25 protein-coding genes are annotated in these 21,681 nt (G+C 70.9%); 14 read left to right on the top strand and 11 right to left on the bottom strand.

Translation table 11 applies throughout. The features are described 5' to 3' along the window. Positions 1–45: 45 nt before the first annotated feature. Positions 46–300 carry a DUF6703 family protein gene (locus QSK31_RS42605; protein WP_285690619.1) on the bottom strand — a complete coding sequence of 85 codons (255 nt, stop codon included), beginning with the start codon at positions 298–300 and terminating at the stop codon, positions 46–48. A 37-nt stretch (positions 301–337) separates the two neighbouring features. On the opposite strand from QSK31_RS42605, the gene QSK31_RS42600 reads away from it, so the two are divergent. The 6 genes from QSK31_RS42600 to QSK31_RS42575 all read left to right on the top strand — a co-directional run bounded on the left by QSK31_RS42600 (position 338) and on the right by QSK31_RS42575 (position 6,055). Beyond that, positions 338–679: an antibiotic biosynthesis monooxygenase family protein gene (locus QSK31_RS42600; protein WP_285690618.1), complete on the top strand. Its 342-nt coding sequence runs from the start codon at positions 338–340 to the stop codon at positions 677–679. Between the two features lie 17 nt (positions 680–696). After that, entirely contained in the window at positions 697–1,317 is a 621-nt protein-coding gene (locus QSK31_RS42595; RefSeq protein ID WP_285690617.1) for a hypothetical protein, read from the top strand. 68 nt (positions 1,318–1,385) lie between these two features. Further along, positions 1,386–2,765 (top strand): glycine--tRNA ligase, encoded by a 1,380-nt coding sequence (locus tag QSK31_RS42590; protein WP_285690616.1) that lies wholly within the window; start codon positions 1,386–1,388, stop codon positions 2,763–2,765. 578 nt (positions 2,766–3,343) lie between these two features. Beyond that, a complete protein-coding gene (locus tag QSK31_RS42585) occupies positions 3,344–4,018 on the top strand; it encodes a TetR/AcrR family transcriptional regulator (protein ID WP_285690615.1) in 675 nt (224 codons plus the stop codon). Positions 4,019–4,106: 88 nt separating this feature from the next. Continuing rightward, entirely contained in the window at positions 4,107–5,483 is a 1,377-nt protein-coding gene (locus tag QSK31_RS42580; RefSeq protein WP_285690614.1) for an FAD-dependent oxidoreductase, read from the top strand. Positions 5,484–5,485: 2 nt separating this feature from the next. Beyond that, positions 5,486–6,055 carry an NADPH-dependent FMN reductase gene (locus QSK31_RS42575; protein ID WP_285690612.1) on the top strand — a complete coding sequence of 190 codons (570 nt, stop codon included), beginning with the start codon at positions 5,486–5,488 and terminating at the stop codon, positions 6,053–6,055. Here QSK31_RS42575 and QSK31_RS42570 read toward each other — a convergent pair. Next, the gene (locus QSK31_RS42570; protein ID WP_285690611.1) at positions 6,052–6,522 is read right to left on the bottom strand and encodes an XdhC family protein; all 471 of its coding nucleotides are present in this window, start codon (positions 6,520–6,522) and stop codon (positions 6,052–6,054) included. The two genes, QSK31_RS42575 and QSK31_RS42570, sit on opposite strands and share 4 nt — an antisense overlap. A 128-nt stretch (positions 6,523–6,650) precedes the next feature. Here QSK31_RS42570 and dusB point away from each other — a divergent pair, with 128 nt between their 5' ends. Further along, positions 6,651–7,772 (top strand): tRNA dihydrouridine synthase DusB, encoded by a 1,122-nt coding sequence (gene dusB, locus QSK31_RS42565; RefSeq protein ID WP_285690610.1) that lies wholly within the window; start codon positions 6,651–6,653, stop codon positions 7,770–7,772. A gap of 26 nt (positions 7,773–7,798) precedes the next feature. On the opposite strand, the gene QSK31_RS42560 is transcribed toward dusB, so the two are convergent. From QSK31_RS42560 to QSK31_RS42525, 8 genes are all read right to left on the bottom strand, one after another. Further along, positions 7,799–8,923, bottom strand: a complete 1,125-nt coding sequence (locus QSK31_RS42560; protein ID WP_285690642.1) for a DUF2786 domain-containing protein — start codon at positions 8,921–8,923, stop codon at positions 7,799–7,801. A gap of 127 nt (positions 8,924–9,050) precedes the next feature. Beyond that, complete coding sequence (locus QSK31_RS42555) at positions 9,051–9,899, bottom strand: hypothetical protein (RefSeq protein ID WP_285690609.1); 849 nt, start codon at positions 9,897–9,899, stop codon at positions 9,051–9,053. Next, positions 9,896–10,225: a PadR family transcriptional regulator gene (locus QSK31_RS42550; RefSeq protein WP_285690607.1), complete on the bottom strand. Its 330-nt coding sequence runs from the start codon at positions 10,223–10,225 to the stop codon at positions 9,896–9,898. The genes QSK31_RS42555 and QSK31_RS42550 overlap by 4 nt, the downstream gene beginning before the upstream one ends. 94 nt (positions 10,226–10,319) lie before the next feature. After that, positions 10,320–10,691 carry a hypothetical protein gene (locus tag QSK31_RS42545; RefSeq protein WP_285690606.1) on the bottom strand — a complete coding sequence of 124 codons (372 nt, stop codon included), beginning with the start codon at positions 10,689–10,691 and terminating at the stop codon, positions 10,320–10,322. Between the two features lie 31 nt (positions 10,692–10,722). Beyond that, positions 10,723–11,208: a roadblock/LC7 domain-containing protein gene (locus QSK31_RS42540; protein ID WP_285690605.1), complete on the bottom strand. Its 486-nt coding sequence runs from the start codon at positions 11,206–11,208 to the stop codon at positions 10,723–10,725. Between the two features lie 34 nt (positions 11,209–11,242). Further along, complete coding sequence (locus QSK31_RS42535; RefSeq protein WP_285690604.1) at positions 11,243–12,286, bottom strand: DUF4388 domain-containing protein; 1,044 nt, start codon at positions 12,284–12,286, stop codon at positions 11,243–11,245. 43 nt (positions 12,287–12,329) lie between these two features. Further along, a complete protein-coding gene (locus QSK31_RS42530; protein WP_285690603.1) occupies positions 12,330–12,710 on the bottom strand; it encodes a hypothetical protein in 381 nt (126 codons plus the stop codon). Positions 12,711–12,918: 208 nt separating this feature from the next. Then, positions 12,919–13,311 (bottom strand): DUF4388 domain-containing protein, encoded by a 393-nt coding sequence (locus QSK31_RS42525; RefSeq protein ID WP_285690602.1) that lies wholly within the window; start codon positions 13,309–13,311, stop codon positions 12,919–12,921. A gap of 163 nt (positions 13,312–13,474) precedes the next feature. Here QSK31_RS42525 and QSK31_RS42520 point away from each other — a divergent pair, with 163 nt between their 5' ends. Next, a complete protein-coding gene (locus QSK31_RS42520; RefSeq protein ID WP_285690601.1) occupies positions 13,475–13,828 on the top strand; it encodes a VOC family protein in 354 nt (117 codons plus the stop codon). Between the two features lie 2 nt (positions 13,829–13,830). Here QSK31_RS42520 and QSK31_RS42515 read toward each other — a convergent pair whose 3' ends face one another. Next, positions 13,831–15,393: a methyl-accepting chemotaxis protein gene (locus QSK31_RS42515; protein WP_285690600.1), complete on the bottom strand. Its 1,563-nt coding sequence runs from the start codon at positions 15,391–15,393 to the stop codon at positions 13,831–13,833. A gap of 45 nt (positions 15,394–15,438) precedes the next feature. On the opposite strand from QSK31_RS42515, the gene QSK31_RS42510 reads away from it, so the two are divergent. The 6 genes from QSK31_RS42510 to QSK31_RS42485 are packed head-to-tail and all read left to right on the top strand — an operon-like array spanning position 15,439 to position 21,585. Further along, positions 15,439–16,653: a deoxyguanosinetriphosphate triphosphohydrolase gene (locus QSK31_RS42510; protein ID WP_285690598.1), complete on the top strand. Its 1,215-nt coding sequence runs from the start codon at positions 15,439–15,441 to the stop codon at positions 16,651–16,653. 22 nt (positions 16,654–16,675) lie between these two features. Continuing rightward, the gene (gene dnaG / locus QSK31_RS42505) at positions 16,676–18,517 is read left to right on the top strand and encodes a DNA primase (protein WP_285690596.1); all 1,842 of its coding nucleotides are present in this window, start codon (positions 16,676–16,678) and stop codon (positions 18,515–18,517) included. After that, the gene (locus QSK31_RS42500) at positions 18,514–19,035 is read left to right on the top strand and encodes a hypothetical protein (RefSeq protein WP_285690595.1); all 522 of its coding nucleotides are present in this window, start codon (positions 18,514–18,516) and stop codon (positions 19,033–19,035) included. The genes dnaG and QSK31_RS42500 overlap by 4 nt, the downstream gene beginning before the upstream one ends. A 43-nt stretch (positions 19,036–19,078) precedes the next feature. Next, a complete protein-coding gene (locus tag QSK31_RS42495; protein WP_285690594.1) occupies positions 19,079–20,008 on the top strand; it encodes an ABC transporter ATP-binding protein in 930 nt (309 codons plus the stop codon). Next, positions 20,008–20,763 carry an ABC transporter permease gene (locus QSK31_RS42490; RefSeq protein ID WP_285690593.1) on the top strand — a complete coding sequence of 252 codons (756 nt, stop codon included), beginning with the start codon at positions 20,008–20,010 and terminating at the stop codon, positions 20,761–20,763. The genes QSK31_RS42495 and QSK31_RS42490 overlap by 1 nt, the downstream gene beginning before the upstream one ends. A 12-nt stretch (positions 20,764–20,775) precedes the next feature. Further along, positions 20,776–21,585, top strand: coding sequence for an ABC transporter permease (locus QSK31_RS42485; protein WP_285690592.1), 810 nt, complete (start codon positions 20,776–20,778; stop codon positions 21,583–21,585). The last annotated feature ends 96 nt before the right edge of the window (positions 21,586–21,681 follow it).

The raw sequence follows: 21,681 nt of genomic DNA, 5'->3' as shown, positions 1-21,681 counted from the left end.
ACCGGCAACTGTGCCGACAATGACAATGGTTGTCAAAAGCAGTTTCTACAGGCTCTTCGCCACCACGGTCGCGAACAGCAGGGCCAGCAGGATCACCCGCACGACCCGGGTGCCCGTCTTCTGCACCGGCCAGGTCGTGAAGGTGAGCGCGGTCAGAGCGGCGCCCAGCACGAACAGCACAGCCCCGCCGATGATGCCGGGCAGGAAGAAGCCGGCGATCAACATCACCAGTGCCACCAGGAAGGCGACCGTCGGGCTGACCCGGGAGAGGCGGCGCAGCAGGTTGTCGGACGATGTCACGTGAGTGCTCCTGATCTGACGTGCGTACGCTCTTCGCATGCTCGTGCTCAACCGGTTCGTGGTCCCCGACGGCGGCGAGGACGGCTTCGCCGAGCGGGGGCACGCCGCCCTCGCCGCGCTCGCCGCCAGCCCCGGATACGTCTCCGGGCGCCTCACCCGTGCGCTTGACGATCCCGCGCACTGGGCCCTCGTCACCGAGTGGGAGTCGGTCGGAGCCTACCGGCGGTCGCTCGGGCGCTTCGACGTGAAGGTCCATGCCACGCCCTTCCTCTCCCAGTCCCAGGACGAGCCGTCCGCCTTCGAGACGCTGGCGAGCGCGGAGCCCGGCGGCGAGGTGGACCTGGTCGCCAGTGACCGGGCAGCCGAACCCTGGCGCTGAGCACTACGCTTGACGACATGACCCAGGTCGACCAGCCGCCCCATTACGGGCCGGCCGCCGTGCCGCCGTCTGGGCAGCCTCAGTCTGGACAGCCGCCCTATGGGCAGCCTTCGCCGGGGCCGCTGCCGGTGCCGCCTTCGCCGGGGCCGCTCCAGGCGCCGCCTCCGCCGCGGGGGCCGGGTGTGGTGCCGCCCTTCCCGGCGCCGCCCACCGAGGGCCGCCGCCGGCGCATCGGGCTGGGCCTCGGCATCGGCGCCGGTGTGCTCGTCCTCGCCTGCGGTGGCGCGGTGGCCGCCCTCGCCGGGCTGGGCGTGGTCATGACCAACGCGCTCAACGAGCAGGCCCAGGTCGTGATCGGCGACTACCTCGACGACGTCAAAGCCAAGCGGTTCGGCGAGGCGTACGACTCGCTCTGCGCACAGACCCGGGCCACCCTCAGCCGCGCCGAGTTCACCAGCGAGGCGCAGACCGGGAAACCGATCCAGTCGTGGCAGGTCGGCGACCTCGACCTGGCCAGCGTCGACCTGGCCGTCCCGGTCGACGTGACCTACGCCGACGGTGGCTCCGGGAAACTCAACGCCTACCTCGGCCAGGACCGCGAGACGGGCCAGTTCCAGGTCTGTTCCGTCGAGGAGTAATCTCCTGACCTGTCCTTTTCCTATCAATCCAGCGTCCCCGCCGACAATCCAGCCGGCGTAGGAGGAACATGCCCGCCGACCGTATCGACGCCGTCGTCAGCCTGGCCAAGCGCCGGGGCTTCGTCTTCCCCTCCAGCGAGATCTACGGAGGCACCCGTTCGGCGTGGGACTACGGTCCGCTCGGCGTGGAGCTGAAGGAGAACGTCCGCCGGCAATGGTGGAAGGCGATGGTCCAGGAGCGCGACGACATCGTCGGCCTCGACTCCGCCGTCATCCTCAGCCGCGACGTGTGGGCCGCCTCCGGTCACCTCGACGCCTTCGTCGACCCGCTGACCGAGTGCCAGTCCTGCCACAAGCGGTTCCGCGCCGACCACCTGGAAGAGGCGTACGAGGCGAAGCACGGCTCGCTGCCGTCCTCGCTCCAGGAACTCAACTGCCCCAACTGCGGCAACAAGGGCACCTTCACCGAGCCGAAGATGTTCAACGGCCTGATGAAGACCTACCTCGGCCCCACCGAGAGCGCCGAGGGCCTGCACTACCTGCGCCCGGAAACCGCCCAGGGCATCTTCGTGAACTACAACAACGTGGCCACCGCGGCCCGCAAGAAGCCGCCGTTCGGCATCGCGCAGGTCGGCAAGAGCTTCCGCAACGAGATCACCCCCGGCAACTTCATCTTCCGTACGCGTGAGTTCGAGCAGATGGAGATGGAGTTCTTCGTCGAGCCCGGCAGCGACGAGACGTGGCACGAGTACTGGCTCGAGCAGCGCTGGAACTGGTACATCGGCCTCGGCCTGAGCGAGTCCAACCTGCGCCGCTTCGAGCACCCGCAGGAGAAACTCTCGCACTACGCGAAGCGGACCGTCGACATCGAGTACCGCTTCCAGTTCGGCGGCACCGAATTCGCGGAACTCGAAGGAATCGCCAACCGCACCGACTTCGACCTGAGCACACACAGCAAGCACTCCGGCGTCGACCTCTCCTACTTCGATCAGGAGAAACAGGAGCGCTGGGTGCCGTACGTGATCGAGCCGGCCGCCGGCCTGACCCGCGCCGTACTGGCCTTCCTGCTGGAGGCCTACGACGAGGACGAGGCGCCGAACACCAAGGGCGGCGTGGACAAGCGCACGGTGATGCGTTTCGACCCGAGGCTCGCACCGGTCAAGGTGGCGGTGCTCCCGCTGTCCCGCAACCCCGAGCTGTCGCCCAAGGCCAAGGAACTCTCGGCCCTGCTGCGCCGGCGCTGGGTGGTCGAGTTCGACGACTCGCAGGCCATCGGGCGCCGCTACCGCCGCCAGGACGAGATCGGCACCCCGTTCTGCGTGACCGTCGACTTCGACACCCTGCAGGACAACGCGGTGACGGTCCGCGACCGCGACACGATGAAGCAGGAGCGGGTGTCCTTGGACAACATCGAGGACTACCTGATCAAGCGCTTGCCTGGTTGTTGAGGTGGCTGGGCTGGTTGTGTGTGGTTGTTGAGGTGGCTGGGCTGGTTGTGTGTGGTTGTTGAGGTGGCTGGGCTGGTTGCATGCGGCTGCTGAGCTGGCTGGTCGTCGCTTCGCTCCTCCGGGCATTTCGCCCCGAGTAGCTGACGACTTGGCCACGAAAAAGCACCTCGGCTTCGCCTGGCACTTTTTCGCGGCCAAGTCGTCAGCGGGCGAAATGCGACTCTGGTTGCGCTGTTGTTGGCTCGATCTCTCTGCCATGCCCTCTCTCCCACGTCCGTTCCGTTCGTTCGCTCGTTTGCTCGGCCGTCGTCCGCTAGGCCGTCCGTCCGTCCGTTCGCTCGGCCGTCCGTCCGTCCGTCCGTCCGTTCGGTCAGGCGTTCGGCCGTTCGTCCGTTCGGTCGGGCGTTCGGTCGGGCGGGCGTTCGGTCGGGCGGGCGTTCGGTCGGGCGGGTGATCGGGCGCTTTTCGCTCTCCGCTCTTGGTTTGGGAGCGGCGTAGCGCGGTCTCGGCGTGGGGTAGGTGCTTTAGGGCGGGTGGTTCGGTGGACGTTGACGAACATGTTCGTTACGATCGTGTTCGTGAGTCCACGACGTGAGCCTGTCAGCCGGCGGCAGCGGCCGGCCAAGGCGCCGCTCAGCCGGGAGAGTCTGGTGGGGGTGGCCTTCCGGGTCATGCGGGAGGAAGGGCTGGAGCGGGTCACCATGCGGCGGCTTGCCAGTGAGCTCGATACCGGGCCCGCTTCGCTCTACGTCTACGTGCGCAACACGGTTGAGCTGCACGGGGCGTTGCTCGATGAGCTGCTGGCCGACTTCGTCCTGCCGGGGCTCGACACGCCCGTCGGGTGGGAGGAACGGCTGATCGACCTGCTGTGCCGGTACACCGAACTGCTGCACGGCTATCCCAGCCTGGCCCGGTCGATGCTGACCTTGCTGCCGCACGGGCCGCGCTATTTGCGGCTGATCGACTGTGTGCTGGGTCTGCTTCACACGGGCGGCGTCTCGGCGCGTAACGCCGCTTGGGGTGTTGATCTGCTGCTTCAGCATGCGACCTCGACCGCCGCCGAGCACGGCACCCGGGAGGAGTCCGTGACCGGGGAGGACGAGATGGAGACGCTGGCCTCGGTGGCGGCTGAGGCGTCGCCGGAGCGGTATCCGCATCTTGCCCGGGCGCGGGAGGAACTGTTCTCCGGCACCGGACGTGAACGCATGCGGTGGTCCTTCGAGGTGCTCATGAAGGGCATCAAGACCACCTGACTTTCAGCTTTGGGCCCGGCCGCCGGCCGGGCTGGTTTTTGGCCATCACGAACATGTTCGTTACGAACGTGTTCTGGAAGGAGTAGTCATGAAGGTCACGATCATCGGTGCGGGGCTGGGCGGGCTCACGCTCGCCCGGGTCCTGAGCCTGCACGGCGTCGACGTGGAGATCTTCGAGGCGGAGGCTTCGGCGGCGGCCCGGACACAGGGCGGCATGCTCGACATCCACGAGGAGAACGGGCAGGTCGGGCTGCGTGCGGCGGAGCTGATGGACGAGTTCCGCGCGATCATCCACCGCGGTGGGCAGTCCGTCCGGGTGCTCGACAAGGACAACTCGCTGCTCTTCGCGGAAGGGGACGACGAGACTCGCGGCCGGCCCGAGGTCGACCGCGGTGAGCTGCGGCGGATCCTGCTCGAGTCGCTGCCGGAGGGCACGATCCGGTGGGGCATGAAGGTCACCGGGGTGCGCCCGCTCATCGAACCCGCCCACGGAGTCGAGGGCAGCGGCGAGATCGAGGGCCGCGAGGTTGAGGGCCGCGGGGCGGAGGGCGGCGCGGTTGAGGGCCGCGAGGTTGAGGGCCGCGAGGTTGAGGGCCGCGGGGCGGAGGGCGGCGCGGTTGAGGGCCGCGAGGTTGAGGGCCGCGAGGTTGAGGGCCGCGGGGCGGAGGGCGGCGAGGTTGACGGTCGCGGCGTTGAGGGCCGCGGGGTGCAGGGCGGCGCGGTTGAGGGCCGCGGCCGTTATGAGGTCGAGTTTGCGGACGGGACGAGCGTGACGACCGAGGTGCTGGTCGGGGCGGACGGGGCCTGGTCGCGGGTGCGTCCGGTGGTGTCGGGGGCGCTTCCGGCGTACGCGGGAATCTCGTTTGTGGAGATCGACCACCGCGATGCCGACGCTGAGCACCCTGGGCCTTCTCGGGTCGTGGGGGACGGCATGCTCTTCGCCGTCGCGCCGGGGCAAGGGTTCCTCGCCCACCGGGAGCCGGACGGCAGCCTGCACGTCTACGCCGCGCTCAGCAAACCCGCCGGGTGGATCGGCCAGATCGACTTCGCCGACACCGCGGGGGCGAAGAAGCTGCTGGCGGACGAGTTCGCCGGCTGGGCGCCGGAGCTGCTCGCGCTGATCGCCGAGGGTGACGGCGAGCTGGTTCCGCGCACCATTCACACACTGCCGACCGGGCATCGCTGGGATCCGGCGCCGGGCGTCACGCTGGTCGGGGACGCGGCGCACCTGATGTCGCCGTTCGCGGGGGAGGGCGCCAACCTCGCCCTGCTCGACGGTGCGCGTCTCGGCGAGGCGATCGTCGCGCACCCGGGTGACGCCGGGGCCGCGCTGGCCGCGTACGAGGAAGAAATGTTTGCTCGCAGTGAGCGTGCCGCGGCCGATGCCGTCGCGGGGTTGGCGATGGTCCTCGGGCCGGACGCGCCGCACGGGCTCGCCGGATTCTTCGCCGCGGCGGGGGAGTGACGATGACCACGATCGGGGTGATCCTGGCCAGCACCCGGCCCGGACGGAAGGGCGAGGCGGTGGCCCGGTGGGTGCTCGACGAGGCCGGTCGGCGCGACGACGCCCGCTTCGAGCTGGTCGACCTGGCCGAGCACCACCTGCCGGCCGTCGACGAACCGTTCCCGCCCGCGCTCGGCCGTTACACGCTGGAGCACACCCGGGCCTGGGCGGAGACGGTCGCCCGCTACGACGGGTACGTCTTCGTCACGCCCGAGTACAACCACGCCCTGCCCGGTGGGCTGAAGAACGCGCTGGATCGGGTGTACGCGGAGTGGAACACCAAGGCCGCCGGCATCGTGTCCTACGGCGTGGAGGGCGGGATCCGCGCGGCCGAGCAACTGCGGCTGGTCCTCGGCGCTCTGCGCGTGGCCGACGTGGGGCCGCACGTGGCGCTGAACATCTTCACCGACATGGACCCGGGCGACCGCCATCGGGCCGCACTGACGACCATGCTCGACGACGTGGTCAGCTGGAGTGCCGCGCTCGCGCCCATCAGGGCGGCCGCTGAGAAGCCCCTCAGGGCTTCCGCTTAGAAGGTGAAGCCGCCGGGGCGGTTGTTGCGGTCGGCGATCAGGCCGGCCAGCGTGGCCACCGCGATCTCGGACGGGGTCTTGCTGCCGATGTTGAGGCCGACCGGGCGGTGCACGCGGGCGATCTCGTCGTCGGGGACGCCCAGGTCGCGCAGGGCGGCGACGTGCGGGCCCTCGTGGTGCGGGTTGCCGAGGATGCCGATCCAGCGGGTCCGGGCGGCCAGCGCCTCCTTGAGGATGTCGCCGATCTCGGGGCGGTGGTGGTCGGTGAGGATCACGTCGGTGTGGTCGTCCAGGCCGGCCGCCGCCAGGTCGTGGACCAGCTGGTCGCCGTGCGGGCGGGCCACCGGCGGTACCTGGGTCGGGTCGGGTTCCACCAGGATCGAGTGGAAGCCGAGCTCGCCGGCGAGGCGCAGCATGAACTCGGACGTCGGCGTGTGGAACACGGCCACGAGTTTGCGAGGGACCACGATGACACCCTCGCACACTCGCGTGGCAACCTGGAGACCATGACTGCGCTGCCTTCGTCACGCCCTCGTGGCCCTCGCCTGCCGCGCCGTGGTCCGGCGCCGGCTCCTGCCGCTCGGTGCGCTCGGTCATGACACTGAAACTCGGCACGCACGCCGTGACGCCTCCCGTGGTCCTGGCGCCGATGGCGGGCATCACCAACGTCGCCTTCCGGCGGCTCTGCCGGGAGCAGGGCGGCGGCGTCTACGTGTGCGAGATGATCACCACGCGGGCGCTGGTCGAGCGGATCCCCAAGACGCTGAAGATGGTGGCGTTCGCCGAGGACGAGGACTTCCGCAGCCTGCAGCTCTACGGCGTGGACCCGGATGTCACCGCGGCCGCCGTGCGGATGGTCGCCGAGGAGGGGCTCGCCGATCACATCGACCTGAACTTCGGCTGCCCGGTGCCCAAGGTCACGCGGCGTGGCGGTGGGTCGGCGTTGCCGTGGCGGCGCAAGCTGTTCGGCCGGATCGTCAAGCAGGCGGTCGAGGCCGCGGCGCCGGCCGGCGTTCCGCTCACGATCAAAATGCGCAAGGGCATCGACGACCACCATCTGACGTACGTCGAAGCCGGCCTGATCGCCCAGGACGCGGGGGTCTCGGCCGTCGCCCTGCATGCCCGCACCGCCGAGCAGCGCTACTCGGGGCAGGCCGACTGGGAGGCGATCGCCACCCTCAAGCAGGCCCTGGACGTGCCGGTGCTGGGCAACGGCGACATCTGGGAGGCGAGCGACGCCCTGCGGATGGTCGAGCAGACCGGCTGTGACGGCGTGGTCGTCGGGCGCGGCTGCCTGGGCCGGCCGTGGCTCTTCGCCGACCTGGAAGCGGCGTTCGCCGGGCGGCCCACGCAGGCTTTGCCGACGCTGGGTGAGGTCGCCAAAATCATGTCCCGGCACGCGTATCTGCTGGTCGACGCGCTGGAGGACGAGAAGCACGGCTGCGCCGACTTCCGCAAGCACGTCGCCTGGTATCTGAAGGGCTTCCCGGTCGGCGGCGATCTGCGGCGCAGCCTGGCGATGATCTCGTCGCTGGCCGAGCTGGACGACCTGCTCGCCAAGCTGGACCCGGCCGAGCCGTTCCCGCGCGAGTCGCTCGGTCAGCCGCGCGGGCGGATCAACGCCCCGGGCAAGGTGTCGCTGCCGTACGGCTGGCTGGACAGCCGTGACGACGACACCGTGCCCGAGGGCGCGGAGATGGAGAACAGCGGCGGCTGACTTCTGGCCGGGTCTTGAAACACGGCCTAACCGAGGGTCGCGCGGTCGGCTGCCTGCCGGCCGGAGTGCCAGCCCTCGTCGCTGTCGACGCGGAAACCCCGGGAACGGACCGTACGCGGGAAGGCACGGTCCATCGTCTCGCGGACCTGGACGTCACGGGAGGCCAGCACCGGCAGCACGTTGCCGCCCGCCTCGAGGGCGGCCGAGGCGGTGACCGCTTCCAGGCGTTCGCCGATGCGGACCGCGTACGCGATCAGGAACGAGCGCCGGAACGCCTTGATCCGGGCCTTGCCGGTGCGCGGCTCGGCCCCGATCATCGCCCGGTGGCTCTGCACCAGCAGCGACGTGTAGACCAGCTCAACCGCGGCCAGGTCCGCCTCGAACCCGAAGACGGTGCTGAAGCCCAGCTCCGGCGACCACACGGTGTGGCAGCGGTTGGCCCGGGCCACCGCGTTCAGCAGCGACGCCTTCTCACTCTCGTACGGATGGTCCACGCCGATCCGCCGCGCGAACGGCACCACCTCGCTGACCTGCGACTCGGCCAGGGCGGCGTCCAGGCTGTACCGGGCGATCAGTTCCTGCGCCTTGGCCGTGTAGCTCTCCGCCTCGGCGGGGAAGTCGGTCGCCTCCGCCTTGGCGAGCAGCGCCCGCACCCGGTTGAGCAGCCGCGGGTCGGCGCCGGTGGCAGGGGCGGCCGCGACCGTGCCGGGCGGTGGCAGGAGCACGTCGATCGGCGGGAGCGCGCGCAGCGTACGCAAAAGGGCCAGGGCCGAATCGAGCAGCGTGACCCGGTCGACCCGCCAGCGGCCCGCCGCGGCCCGCAGGTGATCGTCCTCGCCGGACCACCACACCGCGGCGCCCAGCTCCCGGGCCTGCTCGAGCCAGCGCGGGTCGACCACGCGCACCTCGGCGAGCCGGGCGGCGAGCGCGTCCACCACCAGCCGGGCCTCGCTGGGGTCACCGCGCCGGGCCACCACCCGGTGGAGTTCGGCCGGCTGCCACCCGCGGTCGGTGAGCCGGCCGACCGCCTCCCGCACCGACGCCCACACGACGGCGTCCACCTCGGCGACCGGCGACACGGTGAGAGTGTCCAGCCCGGCCTCCCAGCCGACGCTGCCGCCGAGCATCCCGGCGACCGTCTCCCGCACCATGTTCACCGACCAAGCGTAGGGCCCTCGATCGCGTCCATGACCAGCGCCGTCGTGGCCGGGCCCGGGCCGCTCCGATCGACTTCGCACGGCGGCGCGAGGAAAGCCGAACCCTCACCGCGATCGGGCTCTACGCAGGGGCGACCGCCGGGGCGGGGCGGACGCGGGCCCACATCAGGACCAGCTGGGCGACGGCCAGGAGCATCAGCGCACCGGAGACGGCGGCCAGCCAGGGGAGCATGCGGGCGTCGACGGCCGGCTGGGCGAAGACGTCGCCGTAGCTGACGTGCCAGCCGATCTGCACGGCGGCCGAGATCGTCACCAGGGTGCGTGCCCAGCGCAGGCCGTCGGTCCAGCGGCCGCGGATCACCACGACGAGGTGCACGACGATCAGCGCCGCCAGCAGCACGGGCAGCCACGGCATCCGCCACACCTCGCGGAAGGAGTCGCTGTAGATCAGGCGAGGGTCCAGCATGGACGGCCGGAGATAGGCGGCGCCGAGCGCGGCCAGACCGGCGATCGAGGCGGCGCCGGCCAGGCGGGACGCGTGGTCGGGGTCGGGCATCCGGCGTGGCCGCCACGCGAAGGCCGCGGGCCGCCGGGCCTGGATCAGCGAACGGCCGGCGAAGAACACCACGATCGCGCCGATCCAGGCCGGCAGCCAGAGTGCCGACAGCCCGGCGATGGAGATCATCGCGCCGCCGGCCAGCACGGCGATCAGGAAGATCCGGGTGTCGCCGGCCGGCACCAGAACGAACGGCCGGTGGTAGCGGACGGCGGTCTCGGCCGGTGTGCCGTACCCCCGGAGCAACTCGACCGCCATCGCCTCGTCCGGTTCGCGGCCGGTGTCGCGCGCCCGCTCGGCGAGCTCATCGGCGAGCAGGCCGCGCAGCTCGTACGCCACATCATCGCGCCGCCGCAGCGGCAGCTGGCGGCCGACCGCGGTCACGTAGCTGTCGATCACCTCGGTGGTCTTCATCGCTCCTCCAGAAGGGTGTCCAGCACCGTGACCTGCCTGCGCCAGGTCTCGGTGAGCAGCTTGAGCGCCCGGCGCCCGTCGGTGCTGAGCCGGTAGTAGCGCCGGGGCGAGGCGCCGGACGTGTTCCACGAGCTCTCCAGCAATCCCTGCGCCTCGAGCCGGCGCAGGAGCGGGTAGAGCGTGCCCTCCTCGACCGGCAGCCCGGCCTCGGTCAGCGATTGGCGCAGCTCATAGCCGTACCGCTCGTCGTGCAGCCCGGAGAGCACCGCGAGGACGAGCGTGCCGCGTCGCAGCTCCGCCTCGAGCCGGGCGAGAACCTCATCCATAGCGACACATCATACTGTGCGCCACACAGTAGGCAAGCCAAAAAGCCGGCGGGGAGAGCGAAAGCCCTCCCCGCCTACGTGCCGGACATCGCCGTCAGACGTCGAGGTCCGATTCGATCCGCTTGAGCTGATGGCGGGCCATCGCCAGGTTGGAGCGGTCCCGGCGCAGCGCCACGTACAGGAACAGGCCCTTGCCGGAACGGCTGGTCAGCGGCCGGATCAGGTGGTACTGGGTGTCCAGCGTGATGAGGATGTCCTCGATCTTCTCGGTGAGGTTCAGCATCTCCATCGCGCGGAGCTTGGCGCGGACCACGTCGGTGTTGCCCGCGGCGGCGACCGTCAGGTCGAGCTCCTTGCCACCGCCGGCGGTGCCGAGCGCCATGCCGCTGGTGTGGTCCACCAGGGCCACGCCGATCGCGCCGTCGATGTCCATGATCTCTTTGAGTGCGGTATCCATGTCGGGCATGCGCCTTCCTTACTAATGGGGTGGTGGATGGTCAGCCGGCGGCTTGCCGGCGCCGGATGTTCGTGGGCAGGGTGGCCATCGGGGTACGCCGGGCGAGCGGCGTCGACGGCCCGGGCTGGTGCGGGATCTCCGGGCGGCTCGGCGTCACGAACTCGAGGGTGAGCAGGGCGACCAGCCGCCGTACGCTGCGACGGGCTTCGAGGTGCACCATCGCCAGGTTCGCGTTGCTGGTCGTCACGACGGTGAGCAGGGCGTCCGGACCGGCGGCGTACGAGGTGATGTAGCCGCCGTCGCACTCCACCACCGACTCCCGCAGCTCGCCGTGGTCGACGGCGTGCGCGAACCGGCGGGCCAGCGCCAGGTGTGCGGCCGCCAGCGCGGCGAGGCTGTCCGGTTCGATGCCGTGGGCGTCGTGCGCGACCACCATCCCGTCCGCGGTGGCGAGCACGCTTCCGGACAGTTCCGGCAACCTGTACCGAAGGTTGCCGAGTTCCTCGAGCACCGCCGGGTTCACCATGCTCGGCCTCCTTGTCGTTTCGGGGGTGCGCGCGTCACCGCAGGGCCCGCAGTGCGGTTCGGATGCGTTTCAGCAGGACCTCGTCGGCGCCGGGCACGTCCATCGGGGGTTCGCCGGCAAGGTCTTTGGGGAGCTTGGCGCCGGGTTTTCGCCGGGCCAGCCGCGGTGGCCGGTAGACGGTGCCGTTGGTCACCGGATCACCTGTGTACGGGGCCGGCGTCGCGGGCGGGGGATCCTCGACGGCCGTGGCGGTGCGGTGGGTCACCACCGGCACCATCGGCCCCTCGTCGAGGGTGACCACCGGGCGGGTCACGCCCGCCGCGGGCGCTGTGCCACGAGCGCGCGGAAGGCGTACCAGATCAGGGTCGTCGGTCTTGGGGTCTCTCTCCGCGGGCCGCTCGATCAGGCCGAGCGCCGCGAGCCGGCGCAGCTCCTGGATGGTGGCGAAACCGGCCCGCCCGAGCAGTTGCGCCAGGTCCGCGGGGGTGCGCTGGCCGTCCGCGTGCACCAGCAACTCCCACTGCAGCGCGGTGAGCGTGATCCGTTCGAGCGGCGCCCGCGGCACCGGGGTGACCGGCGCCGAGTCGATCAGCGCGTTCGGGAAGATCTCGTCCAGCAACCGCGAACGCCGCCGTGACTCGCGGTTGACGGCGGCCGCGTCGACCCGCACCACGGTGCCCAGCCAGTGCCCGGCGCCGGGCCGGAACTCGACCGGTGCGCTGGCCGAGCCGAGCGCGAAGTACGCCGCGTCGTAGATCGCGCCGAGTACGCAGAGCTCCAGCTCGCCCTGCGTCAGGTGCCCCTGGTCGAGCAGCAGCCGGCCGACCCGGGACTGCGGCGAACCCGCGTCCAGCGCCGCCTGCCAGGTACGCGCGGCCAGCCGACCGGACGAGGTGAGCAGCTCGCCGACCCCGGGCGAGGCCGGCGACTCGGCGTAGATCACCGCGCCGTCGTGCAGGTAGACGGCGCCGCCCGGGGAGCCGCCGGGGTGGCCGCCCACCACCAGCGCACCGGTCTGCCGCTCACCCGCCACCTGCGTGAGCAGGCGCCCGGGAGCCGCGGTCTTGGTGGGGCTCACATCTGTCCTTCCGGCTGATGGCGGCTGTGGCGTCTACATCGGACTAGGTGGCGACCAGTTCCGCGGCCAGGGTCTGCATGCGGCGCCGGGCGACGGCGAGGTTGCCGTGGATCCGGTCCAGCCACACGTAGAGCACCAACCGGCTGTCGAAGTCGGTCTGTACCAGCCGGAGAAGGTGGTAGCCCCCCGCGGTGGTGATGATCAGGTCTTCCAGGAGGTCGTGCGGCACGGCCGAGACGAACAGCGAACGGCTCGTCGCGGCCTGGACGACGTCGGCGGTGCCGGCCGCCGCGGCCTCGTGGTCGGAATTGGGTGCGGCCCCGGTGGTGGCGACCGGGAACCCGGTGGTGTAGTCGACGATGCTCGCCCCGACCGCGCCGGGGATCGCCATGGCCTCCTGCAGGCAGTGCTCCACGCCGGGCACTTCTCTCCTCAGCGTTGTGTTCGTCCCGCCGTTCCCCGGCCCGGGCCGCTGGCGGGTGCGGGCGTCATTGCCACGCGCGGCCGAAGGTTTCGCCTTGGTTCTGCGTGCTGCGGCGGCGTTGCGAGCTTTCCGCGCCGTCACCGTGGGCCATCCTGCGGGCACTGTGTGACGACAAGTCGCACCCCGTGTGCGTCCTCTTCGGCCGGTTTCACGAAGCCGGTCTGAGCGTGGATCGTCGGGCCCGGTGGGGCGGGCGTGCGGCCCATATCAAGCCGAGCAGGTGCCGCTCGCCTTCGACGAAACGCACCGTCGCATTGTCGCCGCGCAGGACCGCGCGGGTGGCCTCACCGGCCGCCGCGAGGCAGCGGGAGGCCAGCTCCGGCCGGCTGACGTGCCCGTCCTCGATCGACCCGCCGGCCGGGATCCGGCCGGACGCCACCAGACGCTCACCGACACCCGGGCAGGCCGGCGACTCGGCGTGGGTGATCTGTCCGGCGACCAGGTACAGCACACCGCCGGGTGACCCACCGACGTGCAGGGCGCCGGTCCGGCCGGCTTCGGCGAGCTCGTACAGGATGTGCCGCAGGGACGTGGAATTCACGTCGACTCCTTGGATGGGGTGGCATCGGCTGAACGCATGGTGTGCGGCCATCGAGCGCCGTCGCCGGACGGCCGGTGCGTTGTTCCGCCGGTAACCCCTGCGGTGAATGTGCGTAACATGATCGCCACTTTCGATGGCGTTTCGATGGCGTGTTGGGGGATCGATGAGTGTTCGGTGGGAGCAGATCGTCGTGGACTCGGAGGACCCGGCCCGGCTGGCCCGATGGTGGGCCGAGGCGCTGGACTACCGGATCGTGCACGAGGCGCCGGAAGAGGTGGAGATCCGGCGTACGCCCGACGAGATGCCGGGCCTGCTCTTCACCCCGGTGCCGGACGCCAAGACGGTGAAGAACCGGCTGCACATCGACCTGCGGCCGGAGGACCAGGAGGCCGAGGTCGAGCGGCTGGTCGACATGGGCGCCCGGCCGGTGGACATCGGCCAGTCCGACGTCGGCTGGGTGGTGCTCGCCGACCCCGAGGGCAACGAGTTCTGCGTGCTCTCGTCGAGGAAGAAGTAACCCTAGTAGCGGAACTGGCCGATCAGATCGGTCAGCTCGCCGGCCGCCGAGCTCACCCGTTCCGCCGACCGGCGGGTGGTGTTCGCGTCCTCCGCCGTCGACTCCGACGACCGGGTGATGTGCGCGACCGTGCCACTGATCTCGGCGGCCGCGGCCGACACGTGACCGACGTTGCCGGCCATCAGTTCGGTGGTCGCCGACTGCTCCTCCACCGCCGCGGCGATGGCGCGCTGCCCGTCGTCGATCTGCCCGATGATCTCGGTGATCGTGGCGATGGCGGTGGCCGTACGCTCGGTCATCGACTGGATCGCCGAGATCTTCGCGGTGATGTCGCTGGTCGCCTGCGCGGTCTCCTGCGCGAGGTCCTTCACCTCGCCGGCGACCACCGCGAATCCCTTGCCGGCGTCACCGGCCCGGGCCGCCTCGATCGTCGCGTTGAGGGCCAGCAGGTTCGTCTGCTCGGCGATCTGGGTGATCAGCTTGACGATGTCGCCGACCTCGCGGCTCGCCCCGCTCAGCGCGTCCACCGCGGTCGCCGTCTCGGTCGCGCTCTCCGTCGCCCGGGACGTGGTCACCGACGCGTTCGACGTCTGCCGGGCGATCTCCCGGATCGACTCGGCCAGCTCGCCGGTCGCCGTGGTCATGCCGGTGACCAGCGACGACACCTGCTGAGCGGCGGCGTCGGCATTGCGCGCCTGCGCCGAGGTCTGCTCGGCCGAGCCGTCCAGGTTCCCGGCCAGCCCGCGCAGGTCCTCGCTCGAGGCGGTCATGGCCGTCACGCTGGTCGCGGTCGCCGCCACCGTGGTACGCACGGCGCTCAGCGCCTCGTTCAGGGCTTCGCCCATCTCCCCGAACTCGTCACCGTGCGGCACCCCGGCCTGGACGGTCAGGTCCCGCTTGGCCATCGCGCGCAACGCCTCGAGCATCCGGCGCATCGGCCGCCGGATCGCCCGGATGGTCAGCGTCGCGGCCAGCACGTTCATCAGCACGGCCAGGGCTGTTACGAGGACCACGATCCAGGCCGCCTGATTGGCCGCCTGCCGTCCGCTCGCCCCGGCCTCGCCGACCGCGGCGAGCATCGCGTCGTCGATCGCGCCCAGGTCGGTCTCCAGGGCGTCGAACTTCTCCAGGAACGCCGGCAGTTCGTCCTTGGCGCCGGCCACGACGCGTTCGGCGGACGCGCCGTACTCCACGATCGCCGGACGGACCCGTTCGTATTCCGCGGTCAGCGACGACGGCGCTTGCGCGGCGGCGAGGTCGAAGCTCTCCAGCATGGTGGCGGCATGCTCGCGCACCCCGTCGACCTCGAACCTCTCCCGCTGCTCGGGCGTGGTGGCGTACATCGCGGCCATCACGTCGGCGCGCAGGCCGTCATGCATCATGTCGGCGTTCCACTGATGGCTCATACCGTCGCTCACCCGCGCGATGTCCTTGCCTGCCGCGGCCTGACCGGCGGACCCCCAGGTCGCGGCGCCGGCGACCAGGATCGCGGCGACCACGCCGGCGATCGTCATCAGCAGCAACCGCGCGACGATGGTCAGCCTGACCTTTACCCCAGCCTCCACACGTATCTCGTCGGCACCTCCGACCGAGCGCTTAGGCTGAGCCGCATGACGGCCGATGCCGAGCGCTGGGCGCCGGAGCCTGCTAAGGACAGTGGGTACGGGCGCACCCAATTCGAGCGGGACCGCGCCCGCGTGCTGCACTCCGCCGGGTTCCGCCGGCTCGCCACCAAGACCCAGGTGCACACCGCCGGGTCGGACGATTTCCTGCGTACGCGTCTGACCCATTCGCTGGAGGTCGCCCAGATCTCCCGCGAGATGGGCGCGCGCCTGGGCTGCGACCCCGACGTGGTGGACACCGCCGGCCTGGCGCACGACCTGGGCCACCCGCCGTTCGGCCACAACGGCGAGGGTGCGCTCGACGAGGTCTCCCAGTCGTGCGGCGGCTTCGAGGGCAACGCGCAGACGCTGCGGGTGCTGACCCGGCTGGAGGCCAAGGTCCCCGGCGCCGGCCTCAATCTGACCAGGGCCTCTCTCGACGCCACCAGCAAATACCCGTGGCCACGCAAACCCGGAAACCGCAAATTCGGGGTGTACGCCGACGATCTGCCCGTTTTCGAGTGGCTCCGTCAGGGCACCCCCGGCGGGGAGCGGCGCTGTCTCGAGGCGCAGGTGATGGACTGGGCCGACGACGTGGCGTACTCGGTGCACGACGTCGAGGACGGGGTGCACGGCGGCTACATCACGCTGCGCCACCTGCTCGACGACGCCGACGAGCGGGCCGCCCTGGTCGCCGACGTCGCCGCGGTGTACTCGTCGTCGCCGCCCGAGGAACTGGCCGCCTCGCTCGACCAGCTGCTCGCCGACGAGGTGGTGGCCGCCGCGGCGGATCACGACGGCACGTTCCGCAGCCAGATCGCGCTGAAACGGATGACCAGCGTGCTGACCGGCCGGTTCGTCTCCTCCGCGGTCGGCGCCACGATCAGCCGGCAAGGGGCGGAGCGGGTCCGGCGGTACGAGGCCGACCTGGTCGTTCCGCGTACGGTGCGTAACCACTGCGCGCTGCTCAAGGGGATGGCGCTGCGCTACGTGATGCGTCTGCGCGCGGCCGAGGAGTGGTACGAACGCCAGCGGACCATCCTGAAGGACCTGGTGGCGGCCCTGTGCGAGCGCGCGCCGGACGGCCTGGACCCGGTCTTCGGGCCGCTGTGGAAGCAGGCCGGCGACGACGCGGCCCGGCTGCGCGTGGTGATCGACCAGGTGGCGTCGCTCACCGACCACGCCGCCGTCGCGTGGCATCGGACCCTCGTGGCGGACGCCTGACCGCCCGAGGCAGGATGTACCGGTGGCCAGGGTCAAGGATGAGGACATCGCACTGGTCCGCGACCGCACGTCGATCGCCGACATCATCAGCGAGACGGTGACGCTGAAGTCCGCGGGCGGCGGCAACCTGAAGGGGCTGTGTCCCTTCCACGACGAGAAGACGCCGTCGTTCACGGTCAGCCCCGCCCGGAATGTCTATTTCTGCCACGGCTGCGGCCAGGGTGGGGACGCGATCAAGTTCCTGATGGACGCGGAGCACCTGTCGTTCATCGAGTCGGTGGAGCGGCTGGCCGGCCGGGCCGGCATCCAGCTGCGGTACGACGAGTCGCCGAACGACCGGGGCGCGCCGCGGCAGCAGCCGGGCCAGCGGCAGCGCCTGATCGCCGCGCACGCCGCCGCCGCGCTGTTCTACCAGGAGCAGCTGACCACGCCGGGCGCGCGGATCGCCCGGGAGTTCCTCGCCCAGCGCGGCTTCGGGCGCGACGCCGCCGAGCGGTACGGCTGCGGTTTCGCCCCGGACGGCTGGGACCAGCTCACCAAGCACCTGCGCCAGAAGGGCTTCACGCAGGACGAGTTGAACGCCGGTGGCCTGGCCAAACCGGCGAAGTCCGGCTCGCTGATCGACCGTTTCCGGCGCCGGCTGGTCTGGCCCATCCGCGATCTGGCCGGTGACACGATCGGCTTCGGCGCGCGCAAGCTCTTCGACGACGATGACGGGCCGAAATACCTGAACACCCCGGAATCGCCGCTCTACAAGAAGTCGCACGTGCTTTACGGCATCGACCACGCGAAACGGGAGATCGCCAAGCAGAGCCAGGCGGTGATCGTCGAGGGCTACACCGACGTGATGGCCTGCCACGAGGCCGGGGTGCACACCGCGGTGGCCACCTGCGGCACGGCGTTCGGCACCGATCACATCGGGGTGCTGCGCCGGTTGCTGATGGACTCGGACAGCGTCGCCGGCGAGATCATCTACACCTTCGACGGGGACGCGGCGGGACAGAAGGCGGCGTTGCGGGCGTTCGAGGAGGACCAGCGGTTCGTCGGGCGTACCTTCATCGCGGTCTCCCCGGACAACATGGACCCGTGCGAGCTGCGCCTGGCCAAGGGCGATCTCGCGGTGCGTGACCTGGTCGCGCGCCGGGAACCGCTGGTCGACTTCGCCCTGCGGCAGACCCTGTCGCGCTTCGACCTGGACACGGTCGAGGGGCGGGTCGAGGCGATGCGCCGCGCGGCGCCGTTGGTGGCCAAGATCAAGGACAGGGAAAAGCGCCCGGAGTACGCCCGGAAGCTCGCCGGTGACCTCGGCATGGACCTCGACCCGGTGCTGCGCGCGGTGAACCAGGCGCAGGCGGCCGACCGTGAGGTGCCCGCCCAGCGTCCGGCGCCGGACAGCCCGCAGCGCCTGGTCGAGCGGGAAGCGCTGAAACTGGCGCTTCAGTACCCGGTGCTGGCCGGTCCGATGTTCGACGCGCTCGGCCCCGAGACGTACGCGGACCCGGTCTTCCAGGGGATCCGGCAGGCGGTCGCGCAGGCGGGCGGCGCGTCCGCGACGACCGGCGGCGCGGGCTGGATCGAGGCGGTTCGCGACCTGTGCGCCGACCTGAGCGGCAAGGCGCTGATCGGCGAGCTGTCGGTGGAGCCGCCCCGGCGCGACGGCGAGGTCGATCCGCACTATGTGTCGAGGGTGCTGGCCCGCCTGCAGGTGGGCGCGGTGGCCACCCGGATCCGTGACCTGAAGTCGAAGGTGCAGCGGATCAACCCGGTGGCGCACAAGGATGAATATCTCGCGCTGGCCGGCGAGCTGTTCTCGCTGGAGCAGCACGCGCGGGCATTGCGCGACCAGGCGGCGGGGGGACTGTGAAGCTTTTCGGACGACGACCCAGGTTGCCGGTGGCGTTGCGCCCCGAGCTGGCCTCCGACGAGCGGGTGCTGGCGTGGGCCGCGATCGGCGACGACGCCGCGCTGGTCGTGACCAATGTCGGCCTGTGGCTGCCGGGCAACGGGCGGCTGGGCTGGCACGAGATCCACAAGGCCGCCTGGTCGGGCCGCGAGTTGCGGATCATCCCGGCCGAGGTGGCCCAGGTGCGCGACGACTACGCCGTGCTGGTGGACGCACCGCCGATCACGTTCCTGCTGCTGGAGCCGGGGGAGGTGCCCGATCAGGTACGGACCCGGGTGACCCGCTCGGTGGCGTACACGTCGCATCATGCGCTGCCGCAGGGCGGTGTGCGGGTGGTCGGCCGCCGGGTGAGCGGGATCGACGGACTCAGCTGGGCGGTCCGGTACGACTCGGGCACGCCGGTGGACGCCGAGCCGGTGATCGAGCTGACCGGCCAGCTCGTGAACGCCGCCCAGGCGGCCACGGCGCCGCCGCTCTGAAACCGGTCGAAGTTGTCGTACCCGGCCTCTAGGGTCTCCCGGTGTGACCGATGAATCGCTGATCCACGCGCGGGGGCTGGTCAAACGCTTCGGTGAGTTCACCGCGGTGGCCGGCATCGACGTCGACGTGCGCCGCGGTGAGGCGTTCGGCTTCCTGGGTCCGAACGGCGCAGGCAAGAGCTCGACCATGCGCATGATCGGGTGCGTGTCGCCGCCCACCGAGGGCGAGCTGCGCATCCTGGGCCTCGACCCGCGCACGGACGGCCCGGCGATCCGGGGCCGGCTGGGCGTCTGTCCACAGCTGGACAATCTGGACCCCGAGTTGACCGTGCGGGAAAACCTGACGACCTACGCCCGGTTCTTCGGCGTCCCGCGCCGGGTGGCTCGCAGCCGCGCCGACGAGCTGCTCGACTTCGTGCAGCTGCGGGAACGGGCGGACAGCAAGGTCGAGCCGCTGTCCGGCGGCATGAAACGGCGGCTGACGATCGCCCGCGCGCTGGTGAACGAGCCCGAGATGGTGCTGCTCGACGAGCCCACGACGGGCCTCGACCCGCAGGCCCGGCACCTGGTGTGGGAACGGCTGTTCCGGCTCAAGCAGCAGGGCGTGACGCTGGTGCTGACCACGCACTACATGGACGAGGCCGAGCAGCTGTGCGACCGGTTGGTGGTGATGGACGGCGGGCGGATCGTGGCCGAGGGCTCGCCGCGGTCGCTGATCGAGCGTTACTCCACGCGCGAGGTGGTCGAGCTGCGGTTCGTCGCCGAGTCGCAGGAGGTCTACGCCGACAAGCTGGCGGGCCTGGGCGAGCGGGTCGAGGTGCTGCCCGACCGCATCCTGCTCTACGTCCCGGACGGCGACGCCGCCGTGGCCGAGGTGCAGAGCCGCTCGCTGAGCCCGGCCAGCGTGCTGGTGCGGCGCAGCAGCCTGGAGGACGTCTTCCTGCACCTGACCGGCCGGACCCTGGTGGACTGATGCGCGCCACGGCCTACGTCCTGGAGTACCACCTGGTCAGCTACCGCCGCGTCTGGCGGGGGAGCGCCCTGTCCTCGTTCCTGCTGCCGCTGCTCACCGTGCTCGGTTTCGGGCTGGGCGTGGGTGCCTACGTCGACGGTGTCGACGGGGTGCCCTACCTGGACTGGCTGGTGCCGGGCCTGATCGCGTCGACGGCCATGCAGGTCGGGATCGGCGAGGCGACCTGGCCGGTGCTGGGCGGCTTCGAGTGGCGGCGCACCTACTTCGGTCACGCCGCGGCCCCGTTGCGGATCTCCGACATCCTCGACGGCCACCTCGCCTTCGTGGTGTTCCGGGTGCTCACCACCGTGTCGGCGTTCCTGCTCGTGGCGGCGGCCTTCGGCGCGCTGCACTCGTGGTGGTCGCTCGCGGTGCTGCCGATCGTGGCGCTGGTCGGGCTGGCGGTGGCGGCGCCGACCTTCGCGTACTCGGCGACGATCCGGTCCGAGGGCTATCTGTCCATCCTGATGCGGCTGGGGATGCTTCCGATGTCGCTGTTCTCCGGGGTGTTCTTCCCGATCGACCAGATGCCCGACGTGCTGGTCGGGCTGGCCTACGCGCTGCCGCTGTGGCACGGCGTCGAGCTGGCCCGGCTGGCCACGCTGGGCCTCGCCCCGCAGTTGCCGGTCGCCGCGCATCTGCTCGTGCTGGCCGCCTGGATCGGCGGCGGCTGGGTGCTGGCCCGGCATCGGTTCCGCCGCCGGCTCGTGGTCTGAGGGGGACGTCTGATGGTCACACTGGCACTGCCGCGACTCTTCGCCTCGGGCGGGTCCGCGGGCCGGGCGTTGTCGATGGTGGAGCGCAACGTCTCGGCGCTCCGCGGCGCGTACTGGATCGTGGTCGCCACCGGGCTGTTCGAGCCGGTCTTCTACCTGCTGTCCATCGGTGTCGGGGTGGGCGCCCTGGTGGGTGACATCCCGCTGCCCGGCGGCCGGTCGGTAGCCTACGCCGTGTTCGTGGCGCCGGCCTTGCTCGCGTCGTCCGCGATGACCGGGGCGCTGTCCGAGACGACCTTCAACTTCTTCGGGAAGATGAAGTTCATGCGGCTGTACGACGGGATCCTGGCCACCCCGTTGCGGCCGATGGAGATAGCGTTCGGCGAGCTGTCCTGGGCGATGGTCCGGGGCAGTGTCTACGCCGCCGCCTTCTGCGTGATCATGGTCGCGATGGACCTGACATCGGCCGGCCGCGCGGTGATCGCGTTCCTGGCCGCGGTCCTGGTGGGCTTCGCCTTCGGCGGCGTCGGGCTGGCGATGACCACGTTCATGCGCAGCTGGCAGGACTTCGACCTGATGTCCTCGGCGCAGTTCGCGCTGTTCCTCTTCTCCGGCACGTTCGTGCCCGCCGAGTCGTACCCGGTGGTGCTGCGCTGGCTGGTCGAGGTGACGCCGCTGTACCGCTCGGTCCACCTGATCCGGGGGATCAGCATCGGCACCTGGAGCTGGGTCCAGCTTCTGGACGTGTTCTACCTGCTGATCCTTTTCGTCGGCGGGGTGACCGTGGCGGGCCGGCGGATGGGGCGCCTGCTCCTCAAGTGATCGCTGACCTCGGGTAACGCTCCATGTCGATGGGTTAGACGCGCGACCCGGGGGGCATCCCTCCAGGAGAGCTGAAGCGATCCCTGGGCGGAAGGA

Source organism: Actinoplanes sp. NBRC 103695 (assembly GCF_030269485.1).
GTDB lineage: Bacteria > Actinomycetota > Actinomycetes > Mycobacteriales > Micromonosporaceae > Actinoplanes.
This window is presented reverse-complemented; position numbering and strand designations above follow the sequence as displayed.